The organism is Oenococcus oeni DSM 20252 = AWRIB129, from assembly GCF_000372485.1.
In the GTDB taxonomy this organism is placed as follows: domain Bacteria; phylum Bacillota; class Bacilli; order Lactobacillales; family Lactobacillaceae; genus Oenococcus; species Oenococcus oeni.
The window spans coordinates 1-20,981 of the sequence record NZ_AQVA01000008.1 but is presented as its reverse complement, the minus strand read 5'-3'; the positions used below and the strand labels follow the sequence as shown (position 1 = coordinate 20,981).

At 39.6% G+C, this 20,981-nt stretch carries 23 protein-coding genes and 1 pseudogene; 5 read left to right on the top strand and 19 right to left on the bottom strand.

Going from position 1 to position 20,981, the window contains the following annotated elements; translation table 11 throughout:
* Positions 1–62: 62 nt before the first annotated feature.
* From A3G9_RS0106200 to A3G9_RS0106185, 4 genes are all read right to left on the bottom strand, one after another.
* Entirely contained in the window at positions 63–719 is a 657-nt protein-coding gene (locus A3G9_RS0106200; protein WP_002819177.1) for a DUF4230 domain-containing protein, read from the bottom strand.
* Positions 716–1,162 (bottom strand): nucleoside deaminase, encoded by a 447-nt coding sequence (locus A3G9_RS0106195; protein ID WP_002819179.1) that lies wholly within the window; start codon positions 1,160–1,162, stop codon positions 716–718. The genes A3G9_RS0106200 and A3G9_RS0106195 overlap by 4 nt, the downstream gene beginning before the upstream one ends.
* A gap of 92 nt (positions 1,163–1,254) precedes the next feature.
* Positions 1,255–1,680 (bottom strand): toxin-antitoxin system YwqK family antitoxin, encoded by a 426-nt coding sequence (locus tag A3G9_RS0106190; RefSeq protein ID WP_002819180.1) that lies wholly within the window; start codon positions 1,678–1,680, stop codon positions 1,255–1,257.
* A 22-nt stretch (positions 1,681–1,702) separates the two neighbouring features.
* Positions 1,703–1,933 (bottom strand): hypothetical protein, encoded by a 231-nt coding sequence (locus A3G9_RS0106185; RefSeq protein WP_002819181.1) that lies wholly within the window; start codon positions 1,931–1,933, stop codon positions 1,703–1,705.
* Between the two features lie 87 nt (positions 1,934–2,020).
* On the opposite strand from A3G9_RS0106185, the gene A3G9_RS0106180 reads away from it, so the two are divergent.
* Entirely contained in the window at positions 2,021–3,976 is a 1,956-nt protein-coding gene (locus A3G9_RS0106180; RefSeq protein WP_002821516.1) for an alpha/beta hydrolase family protein, read from the top strand.
* On the opposite strand, the gene A3G9_RS0106175 is transcribed toward A3G9_RS0106180, so the two are convergent.
* Genes A3G9_RS0106175 through grpE form a run of 4 tightly spaced genes read right to left on the bottom strand, consistent with a single transcriptional unit; the run spans position 3,965 to position 7,719 of the window.
* Positions 3,965–4,270 (bottom strand): DUF7671 family protein, encoded by a 306-nt coding sequence (locus A3G9_RS0106175; protein WP_002819184.1) that lies wholly within the window; start codon positions 4,268–4,270, stop codon positions 3,965–3,967. The two genes, A3G9_RS0106180 and A3G9_RS0106175, sit on opposite strands and share 12 nt — an antisense overlap.
* A gap of 17 nt (positions 4,271–4,287) precedes the next feature.
* Positions 4,288–5,217: a DnaJ C-terminal domain-containing protein gene (locus A3G9_RS0106170; RefSeq protein ID WP_002821515.1), complete on the bottom strand. Its 930-nt coding sequence runs from the start codon at positions 5,215–5,217 to the stop codon at positions 4,288–4,290.
* A 39-nt stretch (positions 5,218–5,256) separates the two neighbouring features.
* Complete coding sequence (gene dnaK / locus A3G9_RS0106165) at positions 5,257–7,110, bottom strand: molecular chaperone DnaK (RefSeq protein ID WP_002819191.1); 1,854 nt, start codon at positions 7,108–7,110, stop codon at positions 5,257–5,259.
* Positions 7,111–7,122: 12 nt separating this feature from the next.
* Entirely contained in the window at positions 7,123–7,719 is a 597-nt protein-coding gene (gene grpE / locus A3G9_RS0106160; RefSeq protein WP_002821514.1) for a nucleotide exchange factor GrpE, read from the bottom strand.
* A gap of 91 nt (positions 7,720–7,810) precedes the next feature.
* Between grpE and A3G9_RS0106155 the strand changes: the two genes are divergently transcribed.
* On the top strand, positions 7,811–8,341 hold the full coding sequence (locus A3G9_RS0106155) for a GNAT family N-acetyltransferase (RefSeq protein ID WP_002819194.1): 531 nt from the start codon (positions 7,811–7,813) through the stop codon (positions 8,339–8,341).
* 9 nt (positions 8,342–8,350) lie between these two features.
* Here A3G9_RS0106155 and ribF read toward each other — a convergent pair whose 3' ends face one another.
* The 5 genes from ribF to rpsL form a co-directional block, all read right to left on the bottom strand.
* On the bottom strand, positions 8,351–9,325 hold the full coding sequence (ribF, locus tag A3G9_RS0106150; RefSeq protein ID WP_002819195.1) for a riboflavin biosynthesis protein RibF: 975 nt from the start codon (positions 9,323–9,325) through the stop codon (positions 8,351–8,353).
* Positions 9,312–10,208, bottom strand: a complete 897-nt coding sequence (gene truB, locus A3G9_RS0106145) for a tRNA pseudouridine(55) synthase TruB (protein WP_002819196.1) — start codon at positions 10,206–10,208, stop codon at positions 9,312–9,314. Before truB ends, ribF begins: the two co-directional genes overlap by 14 nt.
* Before the next feature lie 246 nt (positions 10,209–10,454).
* On the bottom strand, positions 10,455–12,563 hold the full coding sequence (gene fusA / locus A3G9_RS0106140) for an elongation factor G (RefSeq protein WP_002819197.1): 2,109 nt from the start codon (positions 12,561–12,563) through the stop codon (positions 10,455–10,457).
* A 16-nt stretch (positions 12,564–12,579) separates the two neighbouring features.
* Complete coding sequence (gene rpsG, locus A3G9_RS0106135; protein ID WP_002816782.1) at positions 12,580–13,050, bottom strand: 30S ribosomal protein S7; 471 nt, start codon at positions 13,048–13,050, stop codon at positions 12,580–12,582.
* Positions 13,051–13,062: 12 nt separating this feature from the next.
* A complete protein-coding gene (gene rpsL / locus A3G9_RS0106130) occupies positions 13,063–13,476 on the bottom strand; it encodes a 30S ribosomal protein S12 (protein ID WP_002816784.1) in 414 nt (137 codons plus the stop codon).
* A 232-nt stretch (positions 13,477–13,708) separates the two neighbouring features.
* On the opposite strand from rpsL, the gene A3G9_RS0106125 reads away from it, so the two are divergent.
* The 3 genes from A3G9_RS0106125 to A3G9_RS0106110 all read left to right on the top strand — a co-directional run bounded on the left by A3G9_RS0106125 (position 13,709) and on the right by A3G9_RS0106110 (position 16,232).
* Entirely contained in the window at positions 13,709–14,998 is a 1,290-nt protein-coding gene (locus A3G9_RS0106125) for a replication-associated recombination protein A (RefSeq protein ID WP_002816785.1), read from the top strand.
* The gene (locus A3G9_RS0106120; protein WP_002821055.1) at positions 14,995–15,633 is read left to right on the top strand and encodes a YigZ family protein; all 639 of its coding nucleotides are present in this window, start codon (positions 14,995–14,997) and stop codon (positions 15,631–15,633) included. Before A3G9_RS0106125 ends, A3G9_RS0106120 begins: the two co-directional genes overlap by 4 nt.
* A gap of 302 nt (positions 15,634–15,935) precedes the next feature.
* Positions 15,936–16,232, top strand: a complete 297-nt coding sequence (locus tag A3G9_RS0106110) for a hypothetical protein (RefSeq protein ID WP_002819200.1) — start codon at positions 15,936–15,938, stop codon at positions 16,230–16,232.
* Between the two features lie 10 nt (positions 16,233–16,242).
* Here A3G9_RS0106110 and secA read toward each other — a convergent pair whose 3' ends face one another.
* The 6 genes and pseudogenes from secA to A3G9_RS0106085 all read right to left on the bottom strand — a co-directional run.
* Positions 16,243–18,609 carry a preprotein translocase subunit SecA gene (secA, locus tag A3G9_RS0106105; RefSeq protein WP_002821513.1) on the bottom strand — a complete coding sequence of 789 codons (2,367 nt, stop codon included), beginning with the start codon at positions 18,607–18,609 and terminating at the stop codon, positions 16,243–16,245.
* A 68-nt stretch (positions 18,610–18,677) separates the two neighbouring features.
* A complete protein-coding gene (locus A3G9_RS1000000110455) occupies positions 18,678–19,106 on the bottom strand; it encodes a ComF family protein (protein WP_226489978.1) in 429 nt (142 codons plus the stop codon).
* Between the two features lie 241 nt (positions 19,107–19,347).
* Positions 19,348–19,794, bottom strand: a complete 447-nt coding sequence (locus A3G9_RS1000000110645; protein ID WP_257841782.1) for a helicase-related protein — start codon at positions 19,792–19,794, stop codon at positions 19,348–19,350.
* A gap of 153 nt (positions 19,795–19,947) precedes the next feature.
* A pseudogene (locus A3G9_RS1000000110640) lies at positions 19,948–20,298 on the bottom strand (DEAD/DEAH box helicase); the annotation flags it as partial.
* Between the two features lie 12 nt (positions 20,299–20,310).
* Positions 20,311–20,475: a hypothetical protein gene (locus A3G9_RS1000000110450; RefSeq protein ID WP_002819207.1), complete on the bottom strand. Its 165-nt coding sequence runs from the start codon at positions 20,473–20,475 to the stop codon at positions 20,311–20,313.
* A 185-nt stretch (positions 20,476–20,660) separates the two neighbouring features.
* Positions 20,661–20,981: IS30 family transposase (locus A3G9_RS0106085; protein WP_018025264.1), on the bottom strand; the 321-nt coding region annotated here is incomplete at its 5' end.

The window sequence follows — 20,981 nt, the reverse complement described above, 5'->3', positions numbered from 1 at the left end:
ACAGAAAAAATTAAGTCTGTCCGGCTTTTATAGCGATCAAATTAATTGGATCGCCCTTAAAATTATTCAAAAACAACCTTGACATGTTTTACCTTATCAAAATTAATTTTAAATAAACTACGGAGATCAATCTCGGCACTTTTAACCGCTCTTGATTTAACTTTTGGATCTTTTTTTACAGAAAGATTGATCCGATTTTCAATCCGCTGATATTCAGCATTTTGCTTCGTCAAAACTTTTGCCTGGTCACCAAACTTACTAATAATCGAAGTGATAATGCCTTCATTGGAACTTAAAATTTCCAATTTTTTTAAATTTAATTTAGTGTTGTATTCCAAAGCCCTTGAAAAAACCAATTTCAAAGTACCCTTATTGTCCAAATTAGATTTTTTGGTATCCAGAGAACTTAAATCCAAATCAATACTAGTCTTGCTGGGAGCGAAAATTTTCATCGAAGAACCGGAAATCAAGCCGTTAATCGTAATACCAAAAACTTTATCAGGATGATTAATTGTTGTAATTTTGTAATTTGAAACGGTTAAAATTTCTAATTTATCCGAGTTTTTAATCTGTTTAATAACTGTCGGACCATAACTGCGTTTGGTTGATGAAGAGAACAAGGAACCGTGCAGGCTTCCAATAAAATATCCGGCAACAAGGGTAATTAATAAAAACAGAATCGCTACAGAAACATATTTGATATTTTTAATAAATTTCATGCGTGGAGTTCCTCCACGTAATTTTTAAAAGTTTCGATACTTTGGTCGTGACCGGTTTGTGTGATTTTTAAAACATGCTGGTCTTTAGAACCCTCTTGAATAAATTTATAAATGAAGTCATCTCGAAAACCAATTCTATCGGCTTCTTTAGGAGTATTCCCGTAGCGAACTTCTTTAATGTTGGCCCAAATAGTCGCTGATAAACACATCGGGCATGGATAAGCACTCGTGTACAAAGTACAATCGGATAGATCACAGGTAGCTAAAACTTTGCAGGCCTTTCTAATTGCGATAATTTCCGCATGGGCAGTTGGATCGAGATTAGCTAAAACCATATTGTGAGCCGCACAGATAACTTCTTGATCGCGGACAATCACAGCCCCAAAAGGACCGCCTTCTTTTAAAACGATATTTTCATTGGCCTGCTCAATCGCAAGCTTCATATACACAGAGTCAGTCATAGTTTAATTCTAACAATGATTTTCACAATCGTTAATCAATCTGATGCTAAACAACTTTCTAAACAAGGCAGAAATCAATCTTTAAGAATTTCGTCATCCTTGAAGTTTTGCTTTTTTTCAATCACACCCTCGTCAGTAAAACGCATCCATTTCCCATCCTTTAACCCATCTTTATAATGCCCAATCTGCCATAAACGAGTAGTATTTTTAAAGAATTGCCACTCTCCCTGCAAATTTTTGCCATCAAAAGGACCACGGGCTTTTATATTGCCGTCCATGAAATAAATTGTCCGAATGCCATCACGGTCCTGAAATTTTGCTTGTCCATTACGATAATGATCAGCTTCATCAGGTTGACCTTTGGCAGAAGCCTTGTTGCCTGTTTGGTCGCCGTTTTTTTTCTTGGCCGCCATCGCCGGTTTTCTACTCTTGCGCTTCAAGATACCAACCACCGGTATCCCCGCATCTTTTTCTTTTTGTATTATTTTTTCTTCATCCATCGCTAAGTTCAACTCCAATTGCTCAAATTTTATTTTCATAAATCCAAACATCCAACGATTTAAAAGGAACCTTCGAACCGAATAATCGCTGGTTCGTATTTGTTAACAAACATAATCGATGAGCTCGTCCGCCAAAAAGTTTCCATAAAACTGCGAAGCGATATTCTTGGACAATATTTGTAAAATGCTCAATTAAGGCGTGGCAGTTGCCAATTAATAAAATTTTCTTCCATCGCATTTTCTTTTTTTGCATTCGGGCGCCTCCTTACTTAATTTTAATGATTGAGATAAACAATTGCATTACGAAAACGCTAGAATTAAAAGAAAAATGGGAGAAGATATGACAGGTATTACAGCTAACGATTTTTTTAAATTAAAATCTACCTCACAATTGACTTATGCCGATGAAAAAGTCTTTTTCGTTGAAAATTCAGTTGACGAAAAGAGGAACAGTTATCAGACCGAAATTAAATCGGTTAACGAAAAAGGGGTTATACAAACTTGGGCCAACGGAAAAGGAATCAACTCAAATTTAGTTGTCGTTCAGGAAAATCTTTACTTCACTGCTCATGACGAAACAAGCAGGAAAAATCAATTATTTTCGGTAAATTTTCATGGTGGTATTCCAACCCAATTAACCTTTGAAAAAACCGATGTGATTAATTTAATCGCCAGTCACGATGGATCAATTGTCTTTTATCAAACAAAAGAATCCGAGCTGGAAAATAAATTCAAAACCAGTGAATTCCCAAAGACAAGGGAAATTAATCGTTTAATTAATCGCTTGGATGGGACCGGTTGGTTTGACGAAAAAGCTGTTTATAGAACATTCGAATTCGATGTTGAAAATCAGGCTTCCAGTCAAATCTTTGAAAAAGACGACCAAATCAATTTTTTGGACGTTTCTAGCAATAATCAGCAGTTACTTTTTTCGGAGAAAAACCAACCAAAAAACGATCTGGATTTCGGCGAAGGAATTTATGCCTACAATTTGACAAATAAAAAAACAACTTTTGTTACCGAGTCGGAACCAGCTGGGCAATTTTACGATGCAAAATTTTCACCAGATCTGACAAAAATTCTTCTGGTCGGCAACGACGAGCACCTCGTTAACAATACAAAACAAGAATTATATCTTTATACTATCGAGAACAAAAAGTTGGTCAACCTCACCCGCCATGCCGATTTTGATATCGACTGCCATCTGGCCGCGGATTTTGAGCAGCAGACTTCCGGTCACGTAATTGCCTGGCTTGATAATGCAAACTATTTCTTCACTGCCGGTTACCATGGACATTCACAGGCTTTTACCGGATCCGGGACACAATTCAGGATTGTTTATAATGAAACAAATCAAATTTACGATTTTGCTCTGCTGCCTAATGCACAGATAGCTTTTTCCATTTCCGCACAGGAAAAAGCTAACGAAATAATTAAATTAGACTTAAAAAATAACGGTCGTTTTAAACTTTATAATCCAAATCTTAAATTCGAGACAACACACGAATATGCCCATGTCGAACATTTTAATTTTCAAACGGAAGATGGTTGGAACCACGATGGTTGGTATATGCAGGCTGTTAATCCGAAAGATCCAAGAAATATTCCAGTTCTTTTGTATGTCCATGGTGGCCCGCACGCGGCCTACGGCGAAAGCTTTTTCCATGAATTTCAAGTTCACGCGAATCACGGATACGCCGTTGTTTTCGTTAATCCCCGTGGATCAACAACTTATGGCCAGGAATTTGAAACAGCCGTTATTGGTCATTACGGAGAAAAAGATTACAGCGATGTGCTCTCGGGTTTGGATTATGCACTTGACCATTTTCCAGAACTAGATCGAAAGCGACAATATATCGCCGGTGGTTCTTATGGCGGTTTTATGACCAGTTGGGCTGTTGGCCATACCAATCGATTCAAGGCAGCGGTTACTCAACGTTCGGTAATAAACTGGATCTCGATGTGGGGTACTTCTGATATCGGCTGGTACTTCAATAAATCTGAATTAGGTCTCGACTTATACGATTCCCAGGGAGTAACTGAATACTGGAAAAGATCGCCACTAGCCTACGCTAAAAATGTCAAAACTCCATTATTGATCCAGCACGGCGAATGGGATATGCGTTGTCCAATTGAACAATCCGAACAATTTTATACTGCTCTAAAACAAAATGGCAACGAAACCAAATTTATCCGTTATCCACAAAGCTTTCACGGCATTTCTCGAGATGGGCTGCCCAGTCTTCGGATTAAAAGATTATTCGACATCCAAGCTTGGATTGATTCACACCAATAATTTCCTCAGACGATTCAGTTCCGAATCGTCTATTTTTTTATTCAAAAATCGTGCCAAAGGTGTGTAAGCGTGACGTTTATTAAAATTAATATCCTCAACCTTTAATATAACTACAAAAAAATTATTTTCTGTCAAGAATAATTGTCCGATTTGCTGAAAATGTCCGGTGGAATGTTTACCGGTTCGCCAAACACTTAATTTAACCTGATCATTAGAGCAGAAGTATTTTCCATTATTATCCTGTTCAACTGGAAAACCATAAAATAATTGAACTTTATATACATTTTTCTTCATAATAAAAAGACTATTTGTTAGCCAAACAGTCCCCTTCTTTTTTGTGGATTAACATTTTCTCCACGCAGATCGGCATAAGTTTTCAATGCCTTCTTTTCTTTCTCATTTAGTCTCTTTGGTACTTGGACAATGACCTTAACATATTCGTCCCCAATTCGCGAAGAATTTACATACGGAGCGCCTTTTCCTCGCAACCTGAATTCAGTATCTGTCTGAGTTCCGGCCGGAATTGTTAGTTCGACATCACCGTGAACGGTTTTAACCTTGATCTTGTCACCAAGAGCAGCTTGCACAAAATTAATCGGTTCTTCAAGATAAATGTTTGCTCCCTGACGTTCAAAACCATCCTTGGACTTGCCAACAATAAATTCAACATATAAATCACCATAAGGGCCACCGTGCGTTCCAGCTTCTCCTTGGCCAGCCAAACGCATTTGCTGACCAGTTTCAACACCGGCTGGAATTGTGACCTTAACGGTGTGTTCTTTGGAATTGCCACCGCTTTCCTGACGAACATACTTGATTTCGGTTTCTTTGCCAAAAACAGCCTCTTCGAAAGTTAAATTAATTCGATATTGTAAATCGCGGCCTTTTCTTGGTGCGTTTGGATTAAAAGATCCTCCAAACATCTGGCTGAAAATATCACTAAAATCACCAAAATCCTGACCATTAAAATTGAATCCACTCTGTTGGAAACCACCAAAACCACCTTGGCCATTGTTGGCATTTGCACCAGCCTTGCCGTATTGGTCGTAAGCCGCTCGTTTTTGAGGATCGCCCAAAGTTTCGTAAGCTTCTTGAACTTGCTTATACTTGTCTTCCGCTCCTGGCTGATGATTCAAATCCGGATGATATTTCTTTGACATCTTCCGGTAAGCATGTTTTATTTCATCCTGACTGGCACTCTTTGCCACGCCAAGAATTTTGTAATATTCTTCATTATCCATAATTATGTAGGTTGGGAATTTCACCCAACAATTTATTAATTACTTTTTATCGTCTGGATTGACTTCTTTAAAATCGCCATCAACCGTTTTTCCATCGTCACCAGTCTTGCCATCACTGTTAGGTCCGGCTTGTCCAGCCTTGCCAGTTTGTCCGGCAGCACCTGATTGTGGCCCAGCCTGTTGATAAAGTTTCACAGCCAATGCTTGAGCGGCCTTTTCAAGAGCGTCTTTCTTCTCTTTTAAGGTCTCGATGTTATTTGAGTCCTTGGCTTTCTTCAACTCATCCAAAGCATCTTGTACCGGTTTCTTATCAGAATCGCCAAGTTTATCGCCAACATCGGACAAAGTCTTCTCACTAGAGAAAATCAATTGATCAACCTGGTTATGCAAGTCGACTTCCTCTTTCTTCTTCTTATCTGCTTCCTCGTTGGATTCAGCATCTTTAACCATCTTGTTGATTTCATCTTCAGATAGATTTCCAGGATTTTGAATCGTAATCTTTTGACTCTTTCCGGTTCCTTTATCTTTGGCAGAAACAGAAACAATCCCGTTACGATCAATGTCGAAACTGACTTCAATTTGTGGAACACCACGTGGTGCAGCAGGGATATCGGTCAATTGAAAATTTCCAAGTGTCTTGTTGTCGGCAGCCATTGGACGCTCACCTTGCAAAACATGAATATCAACAGCCGGCTGGTTATCGGCAGCAGTCGAGAAAACCTGCGACTTAGAAGTTGGAATAGTCGTATTACGGTCAATTAACTTGGTCATTACTCCACCCATTGTCTCAATACCTAATGACAAAGGAGTAACATCAAGCAACACAACATCTTTAACATCCCCGGTAATAACGGCACCTTGAATTGCGGCACCAAGAGCAACGGCCTCATCCGGGTTAATCGAATGGTTTGGTTCCTTACCGGTTAATTCTTTAACCGAATCTTGAACCGCCGGAATACGAGTCGAACCACCATTTAAGATAACTTCATTAATGTCAGAGAAGCTCAAACCGGCATCTTTCATCGCATTTTGAACTGGACCCTTTGCACGTTCAACCAAATCAGCAGTCAACTGATTAAATTGTGCACGCGTTAAAGTCTTATCGATATTCAAATTTTGATGAATAAATGGCAACAAAATCTGTGCTTCATTTGCAGAAGACAAAGTTTTTTTGGCCTTTTCAGCCTCATCCTTCAAACGTTGAAGAGCCAAAGAATCAGTTGAAAGATCAACTCCATTCTCTTTTTTGAAATCTTCGACAAGCCAATCGATAACTTTTTGATCAAAATCATCACCACCAAGATGAGTATCACCGTTAGTCGAAAGAACTTCAAATACTCCATCACCCAGTTCCAAGATGGAAACATCAAAAGTTCCACCACCAAGATCGTAAACAAGAATCTTTTGATCTTTGTCCAGCTTGTCCAAACCAAAGGCTAAGGCAGCAGCAGTCGGTTCATTAATAATACGCTGAACATTCAACCCGGCAATCTTACCAGCATCTTTGGTTGCCTGACGTTGTGCATCGTTAAAGTAAGCCGGGACTGTGATAACAGCATCATTAACTGTTTCTCCGAGATAATCCTCTGCATACTTTTTGATATATTGCAAAATCATCGCAGAAATTTCCTCAGGACGGTATTCTTTGCCGTTAGCCTTAACACGATAATTACTTTCACCCATATGACGCTTAATAGACGAAATTGTTTCCGGATTAACAATTGCCTGCCGCTTAGCAACATCCCCTACTTGAATTTCACCGTTTTTAAAAGCAACAACTGATGGAGTGGTACGTCCACCGTCTGGATTTGTAATAATTTTTGGCTGGCTGCCTTCCATAACGGCAACAGCTGAATTAGTAGTTCCTAAATCAATACCAATAATTTTTGACATTCGAAGTCCTCCTCATTTCGTATAAACACTAACCATTGCCGGACGCAGAACCCGGTCATGCAATTGATAACCCTTTTGCAAAACAACGGCAATTGTACCCTCTTTTTGCTTTTCGGGATCATCAATAGGTGTCTTTTGAATTGCATTGTGAAGATTTGGATCAAACTGATCACCAGCTCTGCCAATTTTAACGATACCGTTATCGGCCAAAGCATTGCTTAAAGATTTGTAAGTCAGTTCAACACCATCCTGAATCTTTTTTGAAGCGGGATCGTCAGCACTAACAGACAATGCACGCTCTAAATTATCAAGTGCCGGCAAAATACTTTTCGCCAAATCCTGTCCCTCGTACTTGAGAATACTGGCACGTTCTTTATTAAAACGTTGCTGCATATTCTGCATCTCCGCTTCAGCGCGATAGAACTTGTCCTCATAGTCAACTGCCGGTTCAGCATCGGAAACAGCTGAAGACGAAGCTGCTGCTGAAGCCGAATTTTTTTCATCGGCTGCATTCGAATCACGCTTGGATCCTTTCACTGCTTTTTCGATTTCCTCTTCAGTTGCTGACTGATTGTTCTTTTCTGCCTGCGATTTCTTTTTTTCTACCAAAAGATCACCTCAATTCGTACCTGAAAATAATAAACAATATTGGTCAAATAGTCAAGATTGGTCAAACATTTTTTTGAGATAAGATTAAATCATGAAAAAAATTTCAATCAGATTAGCCAAAGACAAAGATATTCCGGAAATTATGGAGATTATCAAATCGGCCAAATCACGTTTGAAAGCTGCCGGATCTCCCCAATGGCAAGGCATATATCCAGACGAAAATTCTTTCAAAACGGATATCGATAAAAATTGGTCCTACTTGCTGATTGTCGATAAAGAAATTGCCGGAGTTGCCGCCTTGATGCAGATTCCAGAAAAAAGTTATGAAAAAATAGAAAACGGCAGTTGGCTGCAGGAGAATAACTTGCATTACACAACAATCCATCGAATAGCAATTGCTGATCAATTTGCAGGTCGCCACCTGGCAACAATTTTCTTTCAATTATTAATCGAAGAATCAAAAAAACTTGGTTTTAATCAAGTTCGTTTTGATACCCATCGGCTTAATTATGCCATGCAGCATCTCGGAGAAAAATTATCCTTTCAAAAACGAGGCATTATTTACGTGAATGAATATCAAGACAATGCCAGAATTGCCTATCAGTTAATAATTGATAAATAGTATATGGGATCAAGAGTAATTCTTGCTTTTTGGTATCTCTTTTAAAAGATCCAGACTATCGATTCGATCCTGCTTTAATTGATCAATTAATGCTTCGGCATTAGCATATTTCACCTGTTCGCGCAGAAAGGAAATCCAATAAACGATAATTTCTTCGTCATAAACATCGGCTGAAAAATCGAACAAATTAATTTCAATCGTTATTGGATTGTCACTACCAAAAGTTTCATTACGGCCAATTGAAGCCATGCCGTTAAAAGACCTACCGGCAAGCGGACCGGTAACAATTTTTGTTCTGACAGCGTAAACACCACTTTTGGGCAATAATTGTTTCTCCTCCAAAGCCTGATTAGCAGTCGGGAAACCAATCCGGCGGCCGATTTGATTGCCATGAACAACGAAACCGACTGTCTGAAATTGATAACCTAGTAATTCGTTAACAGCCTGAAGATCTCCCTCAGATAGTAAGCGACGAATTCTCGTTGATGATATCTTGCCAAAATAATCCGAACATTCTCCGACCGTATAAACCTCGAAACGTCCATTGGCATATCTTGGTAAATGCTTCATATCAGCCTTGTCCTTCAGAGAACCATATGTATGATCGAAACCGGCAACTACAACCGAGGCACCGAGTTTTGCCAAATAATTATCAACGTAATCCTCCGGGCTTTGCGAACCGAACGTTAAATTATAATCAATCAAAAAAATGGTATCAACGCCTAATTTCTCAAGCATTTGCATTTTTTGCCGAAAAGGAAGAATTGGAACCTTTAAAACGGGGTCATTAACGTAAAATCCAGCCGGAGATTGAGAATAAGTTAAAAGAGCAAGTTTTAAATGTTGTTTATCGGCAATTCTTTTTGCCTGTTGAATAACTGCTCGATGGCCTAAGTGAAGTCCATCGAAATATCCCATTGCCAAAACAAATTCTTTTTTCTTGGCACTATATTTATTCGGAAATTGTAAATTAATGATCTTCATGAATCAGCATCTTTTTTGGCTTATAAAATCCATCCTGTTTTTCATAAATAGCCTGAAAACTATTATTGTAAAAAATTTTAACTGGTGAAACAGAAATCGGTAATTCTTTTAGCCAACCGCCATTTTTAATAAGCTGCCAGTCATCGCTGCCAACCGAATACTTCGGTAGCGTTGGTAAGAGCTTTTCCATTGGAATAATAAATTTCCTAGGTGTTTTGCTGGCTAATATTTCTTCTAAATTAATCGAATTTTTAACATCGTATCCATCCGCCTCGATACGCCTCAGTCTCATCATTGTGGCCGGTAAACCTAATTTTGCGCCAAAATCTTCGATTAGAGTTCGTATGTAAGTTCCTTTTGATACAGTTGCAACAAAATTAATATATTCCTGGCCCTTGCTAGCATCGAATTTTGAACCGCCAACCTGTTGAAATTCCATCACTTTTATTTTTCTGGATTTTCGTTCGATAGTTTCACCCTTTCGAGCTAATTCGTATAAATGTTTTCCACCAACTTTAACAGCCGAATACATCGGTGGAAGCTGGTCGGAACTTCCAAGGAAACTATCGAAAGCGGCTTTTTTTTTAAAATCGGCGATCGCTTCTTTTAAAAACTGCATCTCAGTTACCTGACCATCCATATCCTGGGTGTCGGTTTTTAATCCGAGAATCAAAGTACCGCGATATTGCTTTTGATTTTCTTGAAGATAATCAATTAATTTCGTTGCTTTGCCCAGTACAATCACAAGCAATCCGGTAACAGAAGGGTCAAGTGTCCCGGTGTGTCCAACTTGCTTTTGTTGGAATATTTTTCTTAATTTAGCAACCACATCAAAACTGGTCAAACCTGCTGGCTTATCAACCAAAACAATTCCGTTATACATTCCATCTCCCTGCCAAATTATTTATTTAATGAGACCCACTAAAAAATATCGGCGATTAAAGCCATCTAAAAAATCAGTATTTTTCATAAATCCAACAACCCACGACTACAATTTTACTTCAGTGACAGGAACTTTAAAAAACATTTTACGAAGGAATTTTTTACAGTTAACAGGTTGGCACTTGCCCGGATTAAAAGATATTTTCCATAAAAAAAGACGAGCCAAGGTTCGCCTTAATTTATATAATCATTCTTTACCGGCATTCTTGATAATATCTTCTTGGACATTACGAGGAACGGCTTCATAATGGTCAAAGAACATCTGGAATGTTCCACGTCCCTGCGTTGCCGAACGCAAAGTCGTTGTATAACCAAACATTTCAGCTAAAGGAATCTTGGAAGTAACAGTAACAGTATTTCCATGAGTTTCCTGGTCTTCAATCATTCCACGGCGAGCCGAGACATGACCCATCACATCACCAAGGTTATCAATCGGACTAACAATAGAAACCTTCATAATTGGTTCAAGAATCACAGCACCAGCCGTCTTAGAAGCTTCGCGCAAAGACATAGAAGCGGCGATTTTGAAAGCTGCTTCGGAAGAATCAACTTCATGATAACTACCATCATAAAGTTTGGCCTTCAAATCAACCAATGGATAACCAGCCAAAGGACCGGACTGCATTGCTTCCTTTAGACCCTGCTCAACAGCCGGGATGTATTCACGGGGAACAGCACCACCGACAATTGCATTATCAAATTCAAAACCTTTACCTTCATCGTTAGGCGAGAACTCAATCCAAACATCACCATACTGACCTTTTCCACCAGACTGGCGAATATATTTACCTTGAGCTTGAACTGTCTTTGTGAAGGCTTCACGGTAAGCAACCTGTGGAGTACCAACGTTAACATCAACGTTAAACTCACGACGCATACGATCAACCATGATATCAAGATGTAACTCACCCATTCCGGAAATCAAAGTTTGACCGGTTTCCGAATTTGTTTCAGCGTGGAAAGAAGGGTCTTCTTCAGACAATTTCTGCAAAGCTTCGGCCATCTTTTCCTGGTCGGCTTTAGTCTTCGGTTCAACAGCCATCTGGATAACCGGATCAGGAAATTCCATCGATTCAAGAACAAGCGGACGATCAACCGAAGTTAACGAATCACCGGTTGAAGTGGCTTTTAAACCAATTGCAGCTGCGATATCGCCGGAAAAGACCTCATCGATTTCACGACGAGTAATTGCATGCATTTGTAGCAAACGACCAACACGCTCACGAGTATCCTTAGTCGTATTTTGAACATAAGAACCGGACTTTAAAGTACCTGTGTAGACACGCAAGAAGGTTAAACGGCCAACATAAGGATCAGTCATAATTTTGAATGCCAAAGCAGCAAAGGGCTTCTTGTCGTCGGCTTTCAAATCGACTTCATCGCCGGTATCAGGATCAGTTGCGGTATATGGGCGAACTTCAAGCGGCGACGGCAAATAATCAACGACAGCATCCAACAAAAGTTGAACACCTTTATCTTTATAAGCTGATCCAGCCAAAACCGGATAAAACTTCAAAGCAAGAGTTGCACGACGAATAGCCGCTTTTAAGTCATCGACAGTGATTTCTTCTTCACCAAGATACTTTTCCATCAAAGAATCATCAACATCAGCAACCGCTTCGATCAATTCGTCACGTTTTTCTTCAACTAAATCTTTTAGGTCATCGGGAATTGGACGCTTTTCCCACTCAGTTCCCAATTTATCGTCGGGATACCAAGCTTCTCGCTGAATTAAGTCGATTACACCGGCAAAATCATCTTCTGCTCCAATCGGCCATTGGATAGCTTTGGCATTAACATCCAAGCGCTCTTTTAACGAATCAACCGACATTTGAAAATCGGCACCCATTTTATCCATCTTATTAACGAAAACAAGACGAGGAACAGCATAGGTAGTCGCCTGACGCCAAACGGTTTCAGTCTGTGGTTCGACACCGGCAGCTCCATCCAAAACGGCAATCGCTCCATCCAAAACACGCAATGAACGTTCAACTTCAATCGTGAAGTCAACGTGTCCAGGGGTATCAATGATGTTAACACGATATGGAGTATCTTTCCATTGTTCATGAAAACCATGCCAAATCGCAGTGGTTGCTGCTGATTGGATAGTAATTCCACGTTCCTTTTCCTGATCCATGAAATCCATTTGTGAAGCGCCATCGTGGGTTTCACCAATTTTATGAATTTTTCCCGTGTAATAAAGAATACGTTCAGTCGTTGTCGTCTTACCGGCATCGATATGAGCCATAATTCCAATATTGCGGGTCCTGTCTAGAGGGAATTCACGAGTATCCATATAATCTCCTTCTTAATTACCAACGATAATGGGCAAAGGCACGGTTGGCCTCGGCCATCTTATGAGTATCATCGCGTTTTTTAACTGAAGCTCCGGTACCGTTGGCTGCATCCATGATTTCTTTTGAAAGACGTTCTTCCATCGTCCGTTCGGAACGCAAGCGTGCATACTGAACAATCCAACGAAGGCCTAGGGTTGTTCGGCGCTCGGGACGAACTTCGATAGGAACCTGATAGTTGGATCCTCCAACACGGCGAGCCTTGACTTCAAGGACAGGCATGACATTTTCCATTGCTTGCTGAAATACTTCCACCGGATCATTACCAGTCTCGGACTGAATACGATCGAAAGCTTTATAGAGGATAGATGAAGCAGTTCCACGTTTTCCATCAAGCATTAACTTGTTGATCAAACGACTAACAAGTTTTGAATTATAAATTGGGTCTGGCAACACTTCTTGTTGCTTTGTATAAGCTTTTCTAGGCATTGGTCTACTCCTTTACTTCTTTGGCCGCTTTGCGCCATATTTTGATCGTCCGTTCATACGGCCTTCAACTCCGGCGGTATCAAGGGCACCACGAATAATGTGGTAACGAACACCAGGAAGATCCTTAACACGTCCTCCACGAATTAAAACAACAGAGTGTTCTTGAAGGTTGTGGCCAATTCCTGGAATGTAGGCAGTAACTTCATACTGGTTTGAAAGACGAACACGAGCATACTTACGAAGAGCCGAATTGGGCTTTTTAGGTGTCATTGTTCCGACACGAGTAGCAACACCGCGTTTTTGCGGAGCAGTATTGTTGGTTTGTTTTCTGGACATAGAATTATATCCAAAGTTCAAAGCTGGAACCTTGGACTTGAAAGTCCTTGGCTTGCGAGGCTTGCGAACTAATTGGTTAATAGTTGGCATATATTTCTCCTAAATAATTGATAATACTGGGTTTTTCTTGCTTTTTTTATGGCCTGTCCACAGTACCAGGCGTGTCCTCAATTGGACTTTAAAAAATGCTTTTAACCGCACAAAAGCGCAAGAAAGCACGTAAATAGTGTATAACATCCCCGGCGAACCGTCAACTATAAGCAAAGGTCGAACTCAAAAATAGATATTTTTAATATCGAATATTTTAACCTAAAATAAATGTATGAATAAGCAGCCTTTGGCCTTTCGAATGAGGCCTAAAAAAATTGAAGATGTAGTTGGCCAACAGCACTTAATTGGCAAAGGAAAAATAATTTGGCGGATGGTACAGGCACACCGTCTTTCTTCTATGATACTGTACGGAGAACCAGGAACCGGGAAAACATCGATCGCCTCAGCAATTGCCGGCTCGACGGAATTGTCCTTTCGGATCTTAAATGCTGCAACAGATGGAAAAAAAGAACTTCAAGAAGTTGCAGAAGAAGGAAAAATGTCAGGCTCGGTTATTTTGCTGCTTGATGAAATTCATCGATTGGATAAAACAAAGCAGGATTTTCTTCTGCCTCACTTGGAATCGGGAAGAATTGTTTTAATAGGTGCAACCACCGAAAACCCTTATTTATCAGTCACACCGGCGATTAGATCGCGAACACAAATTTTTCACGTCGAAGCACTTTCGGAAAAAGATATCAAAACTGCGATCAATCGCGCTTTATCGGACAAAGAAAACGGATTGGGAAATTACAATATCAAATTGGACGATCAGGCAAAAAATCATCTCTCAACAGCAACCAACGGAGACTTGAGAAGCGCTTTAAACGGCTTAGAACTAGCAGTTTTATCGACTAAAGCAGTTGGAAAAGAAAAAGAAATTCATATTACTCTACCAATTATTGAGGAAACCATCCAACGAAAATCAATGTCCGGCGACAAAAATGGGGACGCTCATTATGATGTCATTTCCGCTTTTCAAAAATCAATTCGCGGATCAGATGCGGACGCCGGTATTTATTATCTTGGAAGAATTCTCGAAGCCGGCGACCTGACAATTGCTGCTCGTAGGCTTTTAGTGATCGCTTACGAGGATGTTGGCTTGGCTAATCCCAATGCAGCTGCCCATGCAGTCCAGGCCGTCACAGCAGCTCTTCAACTTGGCCTTCCCGAAGCAAGAATTCCACTGGCCAACGCAGTCATCGAACTAGCATTGTCGCCAAAATCAAATTCTGCTTATGGAGCAATCAACAGTGCCATTGGCGACATCGAAAAAGGTAATACCGGAGATGTACCGATTCACTTAAAAAATACAAGAAATTGGGGAAAAACAAAGAATCAACAAATCGATTATTTATATCCACATGATTTTCCAAACGACTGGGTAGCCCAACAATATTTGCCCGACAAGATAAAGAATAAAAGATATTTTGCGGCCAAAGGAAATTCTAAATTCGAACAAATCTTATCCGAAACGTATACCAAATTAAAAGAAAACCAACAAAACGGTCTAAAAAATTGAAACAGTTGATTACAGTAAAACAAAATTCCACAAAAGAATTAATAATTAAAAAGTCGCGCTTCATTGCTGATATTTACCCGCTCAAAGAAGAACAAGAAGCTAAAAAAATCATCGAAAATGTTCGGAAAAAAAATCCGAACGCCAACCACGTTGTTTTCGCTTACACAGTTGGCCTTAATCGGGAAATCCAAAGAATGTCCGATAATGGAGAGCCTGTTGGAACTGCCGGAAAACCGGTTTTGGACGCAATCACAAAAAATAATTTGATTAATGTTTTAATTACCGTCACCCGCTACTTCGGCGGAATAAAATTGGGAGCCGGCGGTCTAATTCGAGCCTATTCCCAGTCGGCCTCCCAAACGATCGAAAATGCCCAACTTGCCACTTTGGTCAATTATGATCGACTTCAATTGATTTTTGACTACTCTTTAATCGACAAGCTTAAATATTTTATAGAAAAACAAAAAGCAGTGGTCATGGAAACCAACTATCAAACAAAAGTCCAAGCGGTGATCTTGGTTGAAACAAGTGACAGTAAAAATTTTCAAAAACGACTGATCGATTTATTTTCCGGAAGAATAATAGTGAAGAAAATAAATGAGGAACTGCGACCATCAATAATCGAGAATGAATGAATTTTTGAGATATCTTAATAAAAAAGTTATCGCTACTTGATGAAAATAAGCAGCTGATATAATATGTATAAGCACTTGGCTGTACGCGTTGGACTTAACTATCAGTTTTTGCCTTACAACTATTGACCAGGGAATAGCGGTGATTGTCTAAGGCAGGCCTTTTCATTTGGACGCCCGCAGCATGATCTTGGTTCCCACCTTTTATTCAGGGGTCAAAATCTGCAAGTCAGCTAACGGCAGCATCGGTGTCGGCATCCGTTTAACGGGTGCTTTTTTTGTAAGCAAAATGTAGAATTTAATTTATGAACATTATCGGAATCATCTTAGCAGGGGTCGATTTGCTTTTAGGATCCTTTTTATTGACTCAACAAAAAAAATTATTGCTCTGGGAAGCAAAAAGATATCCAGAGGTTAAAAAAATGACCCTTTACAACGGGTTAATCCTATTAGTACTCGGGATAATTACGATTGCCGGGATTTTTCTCGGAAATCGGATTACTTTATTAATTTGCGCTATCCTAAGCATGATTTTTGCTTGGAGTTTTCTTTATCAGCTTTATAAATTAATGAATTCAAGTCAACAAAAAAACGGAAATTAATTCCGTTTTTTTAATGCAAATTCTGACGAACCTGAGCTTTCATAAACAAACGAGTCGTATCGTACTCGATATCGTCAATCATTTTGTTATAGGTACTAAAGGCTGCTGTTTGGTATTCGATTAAGGGATTATATTGTCCATAAGACCGAATCATAACCGATTGGCGTAAACGATCCATATCGTCAATGTGCTGCATCCAGTGTTGATCGATCGAACGCAGCATAATTGTTTTTTCAAAATTAACCATTTGTTCTTTGTCTGACAATGCATCCTGTTTTGCAAAAAACTCACGATTAGCCAAATCATACAGCAAAACTTTAATATCATTCAGACTCTTACCATTTAAATCAGCAACCGTTATTTCTCCGGAATTATCCAAAGCATTATCGACAAAATCAACAATTGATAGAAGATCCCAATCTTTTTGCTGACCGGTTGTATGAGCATTGACAACCCGATCGATCGTTCGATAAACCATCGGCAAAAAAATACTCTTCAAAGATTCGGTCGACTTCATGATTTGAGTTCTCTCATCATAGATAATTTCACGCTGTTGGCGCATAACATCATCATACTGAAGGACTTGCTTACGAGTATCGTAATTGTTTCCCTCAACCCGTTTTTGGGCCGATTCGATTGAACGGGAAATCATACGATTCTTAACAACCGAATCATCATTATCAAGATTCATCCGCTGCATCATCTGCTTGATTCGGTCAGCACCAAAACGAACCATCAAATCATCTTCCAGGCTTAGGTAAAAACGAGAAAATCCAGGGTCTCCCTGACGTCCGGAACGACCACGCAACTGGTTGTCAATTCGACGAGACTCGTGGCGTTCGGTTCCAATAACGGCCAATCCGCCAAGATCAGCTACTCCCGGGCCTAACTTAATATCAGTTCCACGCCCCGCCATGTTGGTCGCAATCGTTACAGCACCGCGTTGACCGGCTTGAGCAACGATTTCCGCTTCTTTGGCATTATTTTTAGCATTCAAAACATTATGTTGAATACCTTTTTTATCAAGCATCTGCGAGAGAAGCTCGGAAGTATCAACCGAAACAGTTCCGACCAAGACCGGCTGCCCTTTTTTATAAAGCCGGTCGATTTCATCGACAACGGCATTAAATTTTCCGCGTAAATTAAAATACAAAACATCTGGCTCATCGACTCGTCTGACAGGCTCGTTAGTCGGTACCTGAACAACTTCCATATTATAAATTTCTTTTAACTCTTCTTCTTCGGTTTTAGCCGTTCCAGTCATACCAGAGATTTTTTTGTACATTCTAAAGAAATTTTGCAAAGTGATCGAAGCCAGTGTTGTGCCTTCGCCCTGAATCTCGACGCCTTCTTTGGCTTCAAAAGCTTGATGCAGGCCATCAGACATTCTGGTTCCTTCGGAAATACGCCCGGTAAATTGATCAATCAATTTAACCTCTCCATCGCGGACAACATAATCTTTATCGCGGAAGAAAGAATAGTTAGCCCGCAAAGCAGTTTCGATAAAGTGAGCCAGAGCAACATTTTGATCATCGTACAAGTTATCAATATTGAAGAAAATTTCGGCCTTATGAATTCCCTGATTGGTTAACATTGCAGTCTTTTGTTCTTCATCAACCGTATAATCTTTGTCTTCCCCTTCATCAAGGGTCTTAACAAAACGATCGGCTCTTTGATAGAACATGTTTACATTATCGGAAGAGCCACCAATAATCAAAGGAGTACGGGCCGAATCAATCAAAATAGAATCAGCCTCATCAATCAAGACATAATTCAAAGAACGGACAACCCTTTCTTCCATCGTTTGAGCCATATTGTCACGCAGATAATCGAATCCGATTGCCGAATTGGTTGTATAAGTGATGTCACAGGCAAAAGCAGCCCGTTTTTCATCATTTGGCATTTCATTTAAATTGACGCCAATCGAGAGACCCATGAATTTATATACCTGGCCCATTTCTTCGGCTTGATATTGGGTTAAATATTCGTTAACGGTAACAACATGTACACCATCGCCCGGCAGGGCGTTCAGATAAACTGGCATCGTGGCAGTTAGCGTCTTACCTTCACCGGTCTTCATTTCGGCGATATTTCCACCATGCAAAACGGCACCACCGATAATTTGGACTCTAAATGGATAAAGACCGAGAACGCGTTTATCGGCTTCTCTAACCGCCGCAAAGGCTTCTGGCAAAAGTTGATCGAGTGTTTCACCATTTTTATAACGACTTTTAAATTCGTCGGTCTTAGCCTGTAACTGCTTATCCGATAAAGCAGCCATTTCGTCCGCATGCGCTTCTGTCAAATCAGCTAAATGTTCATATTTATGTAACTGACGTTTTGGATTTTCAATTAACTTTCTAACTGGATTAACCAAATTAACTCCTCTGCCCAAAAAGGCACATTTTCACTGATAAATATTATAGCAACTAAGACATAAATATTCTAACGGGCCAAAGTAATGCTGTTAACTTTTTTTGCTCCAGCTTCATATAATACTGCCGCTGTCTGATGAAGAGTCGTTCCGGTAGTGTACACATCATCGAGCAGCAGCACCGATTTATTTTCGATAGAGGAACCGGTCAAATAAAATAGATTCTCTTTTTTCAAACGTTGACGACGGTTTAATTTTGAAAGCTGTTCTTTTGGCTTAACCTGAAGAATTTTCGTCGACATCCGACTTCTAGCAAAATCAAAAAGACCCGTTACTTGATTAAAACCTCGTATCTGCAATGTTTTTTTACTAATTGGGATCGGAATAACAAAATCAGATTTAATAATTGTATTTTTAAATTTGTCGGACAATTTTTCCAAAAAAACCAGCCGTAATCTATAATCACCAACGAATTTATACTGATGCATAAATTTTTTCATCCAGTCGTTATAACAAATCAAGGAATGATTGGACAGACTAAAATCAAACTTCTTTCGCCAATATAAACAGTCCTGACAAATTTTCTCTGACGTAACGCGTCCACAATCTTCACATTTTTCACCGGAAAGTAATTCGATTTTATTTCGGCACTCCTGGCACAAAGGATTATTCTTAAAATTTGGCCAGATTAAATCGGAAAAATGATGATCAGAATTAAATAAATTGTCGCAAACCAAACAGTTATTGAACATTATTGAGTTGTTTTAGACCTTTTTCATTCATAAAACGAATTTGTCGAGACGCTCGTATCAAAACTTGCGTTTTTTCTTCGATTAAAGCTAAAACCAAACCACTCGGACGATCTTTATTACGGCCGACCCGACCGGCAATTTGAACAATTGCGTTAACTGAAAAAATTTGATTGTCGGCTCCAAGAATAATCACGTCGATTCCCGGAAAAGTTACCCCGCGTTCCAAAATTGTTGTCGTAACAAGAAATTGTATTTTTCGATCCCGCATTTGCTGAACTTTGCTTTTGCGCTCAGGATCGGCCGCATGAACAGACAGTCCCTTGATTTCCGAAAAACTTTCAATAGTTTCTAAAGTATTTTTCAAATCGCTGACCTTTGGGACGAACAGTAAAAATCGCTGACCGCTTTTTTGATATTTCTCGATTTGGATCTTCAATTTTCTTGGCAAACGATTTTTTATTATTTGCTTGCGCCAATCGCCAATTCGTGAAAAAGTTAATTCCGGTAATAAATGTTGGTGAAACCTTAGTGGGAGAAAAGAAGCATCCAACCGCTTTTTTCGGTAGTCATTAATTAATTTTTTTGTTGGTGTTGCTGTTAAATAAATTGTTGAATCAATTTTTTTCCTGGCTCGTAAAGCAGCCGATTCCAGCATCAAATCGCCATGAAAAGGAAAAGAATCGACTTCATCAATAATCAATAAATCAAAGGCCTGCGAAAATTTAAGTAATTGATGGGTTGTTGCCAAAACTAATTTCGTATAATGATACTCTTCCGGCGTATCTCCATATAAAAGCACTAAATCCAGTTTGGAAAAAGCTTTTCTTAAGCGCGGCGCAAGCTCTAAAATGACGTCGATTCTTGGGGAAACAACTGCAACCCGGCCACCCTTTTTAATTACATGATCGATCGCCGGAAAAATCATTTCTGTTTTTCCAGCCCCTGTTACAGCTCAAATCAATCGGTTCTCTTTATTGTTAATCGAAGCAATTATTTCATTAGATACTTTCTGCTGCTGCCGAGTCAGTTGTCCATTCCAATTCAAACAGCTCTCTTGTTTTTTTCCACGAATATCTTCAGCGTGCCAAAAACAGTTTAAACTCGAATTTCGGCCCATTTTTAAACATACAGTACAAAAGTATTCTTGGTCTGGTAAGGAGCAAACAGCCCGTTGTCGGCAGCGCTGACAGTAGCCATTTTTATCAAAAGACGGTAATATTTTGATCCGTTGATCCTCTACTGTTTCAAAACGGGATTTCAAAACAAGTCGACCGTAATAATTCGAAATGGTAGATTGCAAATTTAATCCGAATTTTTGGACAAATTTGTCAGCATAACCCGATACGGTGTTTGCCAGTCGAGTATTTTAAGCGGTCGCTGGTTAATTTGGAGTAACGTCGTCGTTAAATCTTGAGCACTAATGTGCTCAAAACGAGTCCCTTTAGGATAAAAATAACGTAAATTCCGATTAAAGCGTTCATTACTACCACGTTCAGCTGGCGTATAAGCATGGCAGTAATAGGTCTTAATACCATATTGTGATTCAAGTGATACTAGCCCACTAAACTCAGTGCCACGGTCCACAGTAAAGCTGTGCACCGGACCATTAAAAGTGGTTAGGAA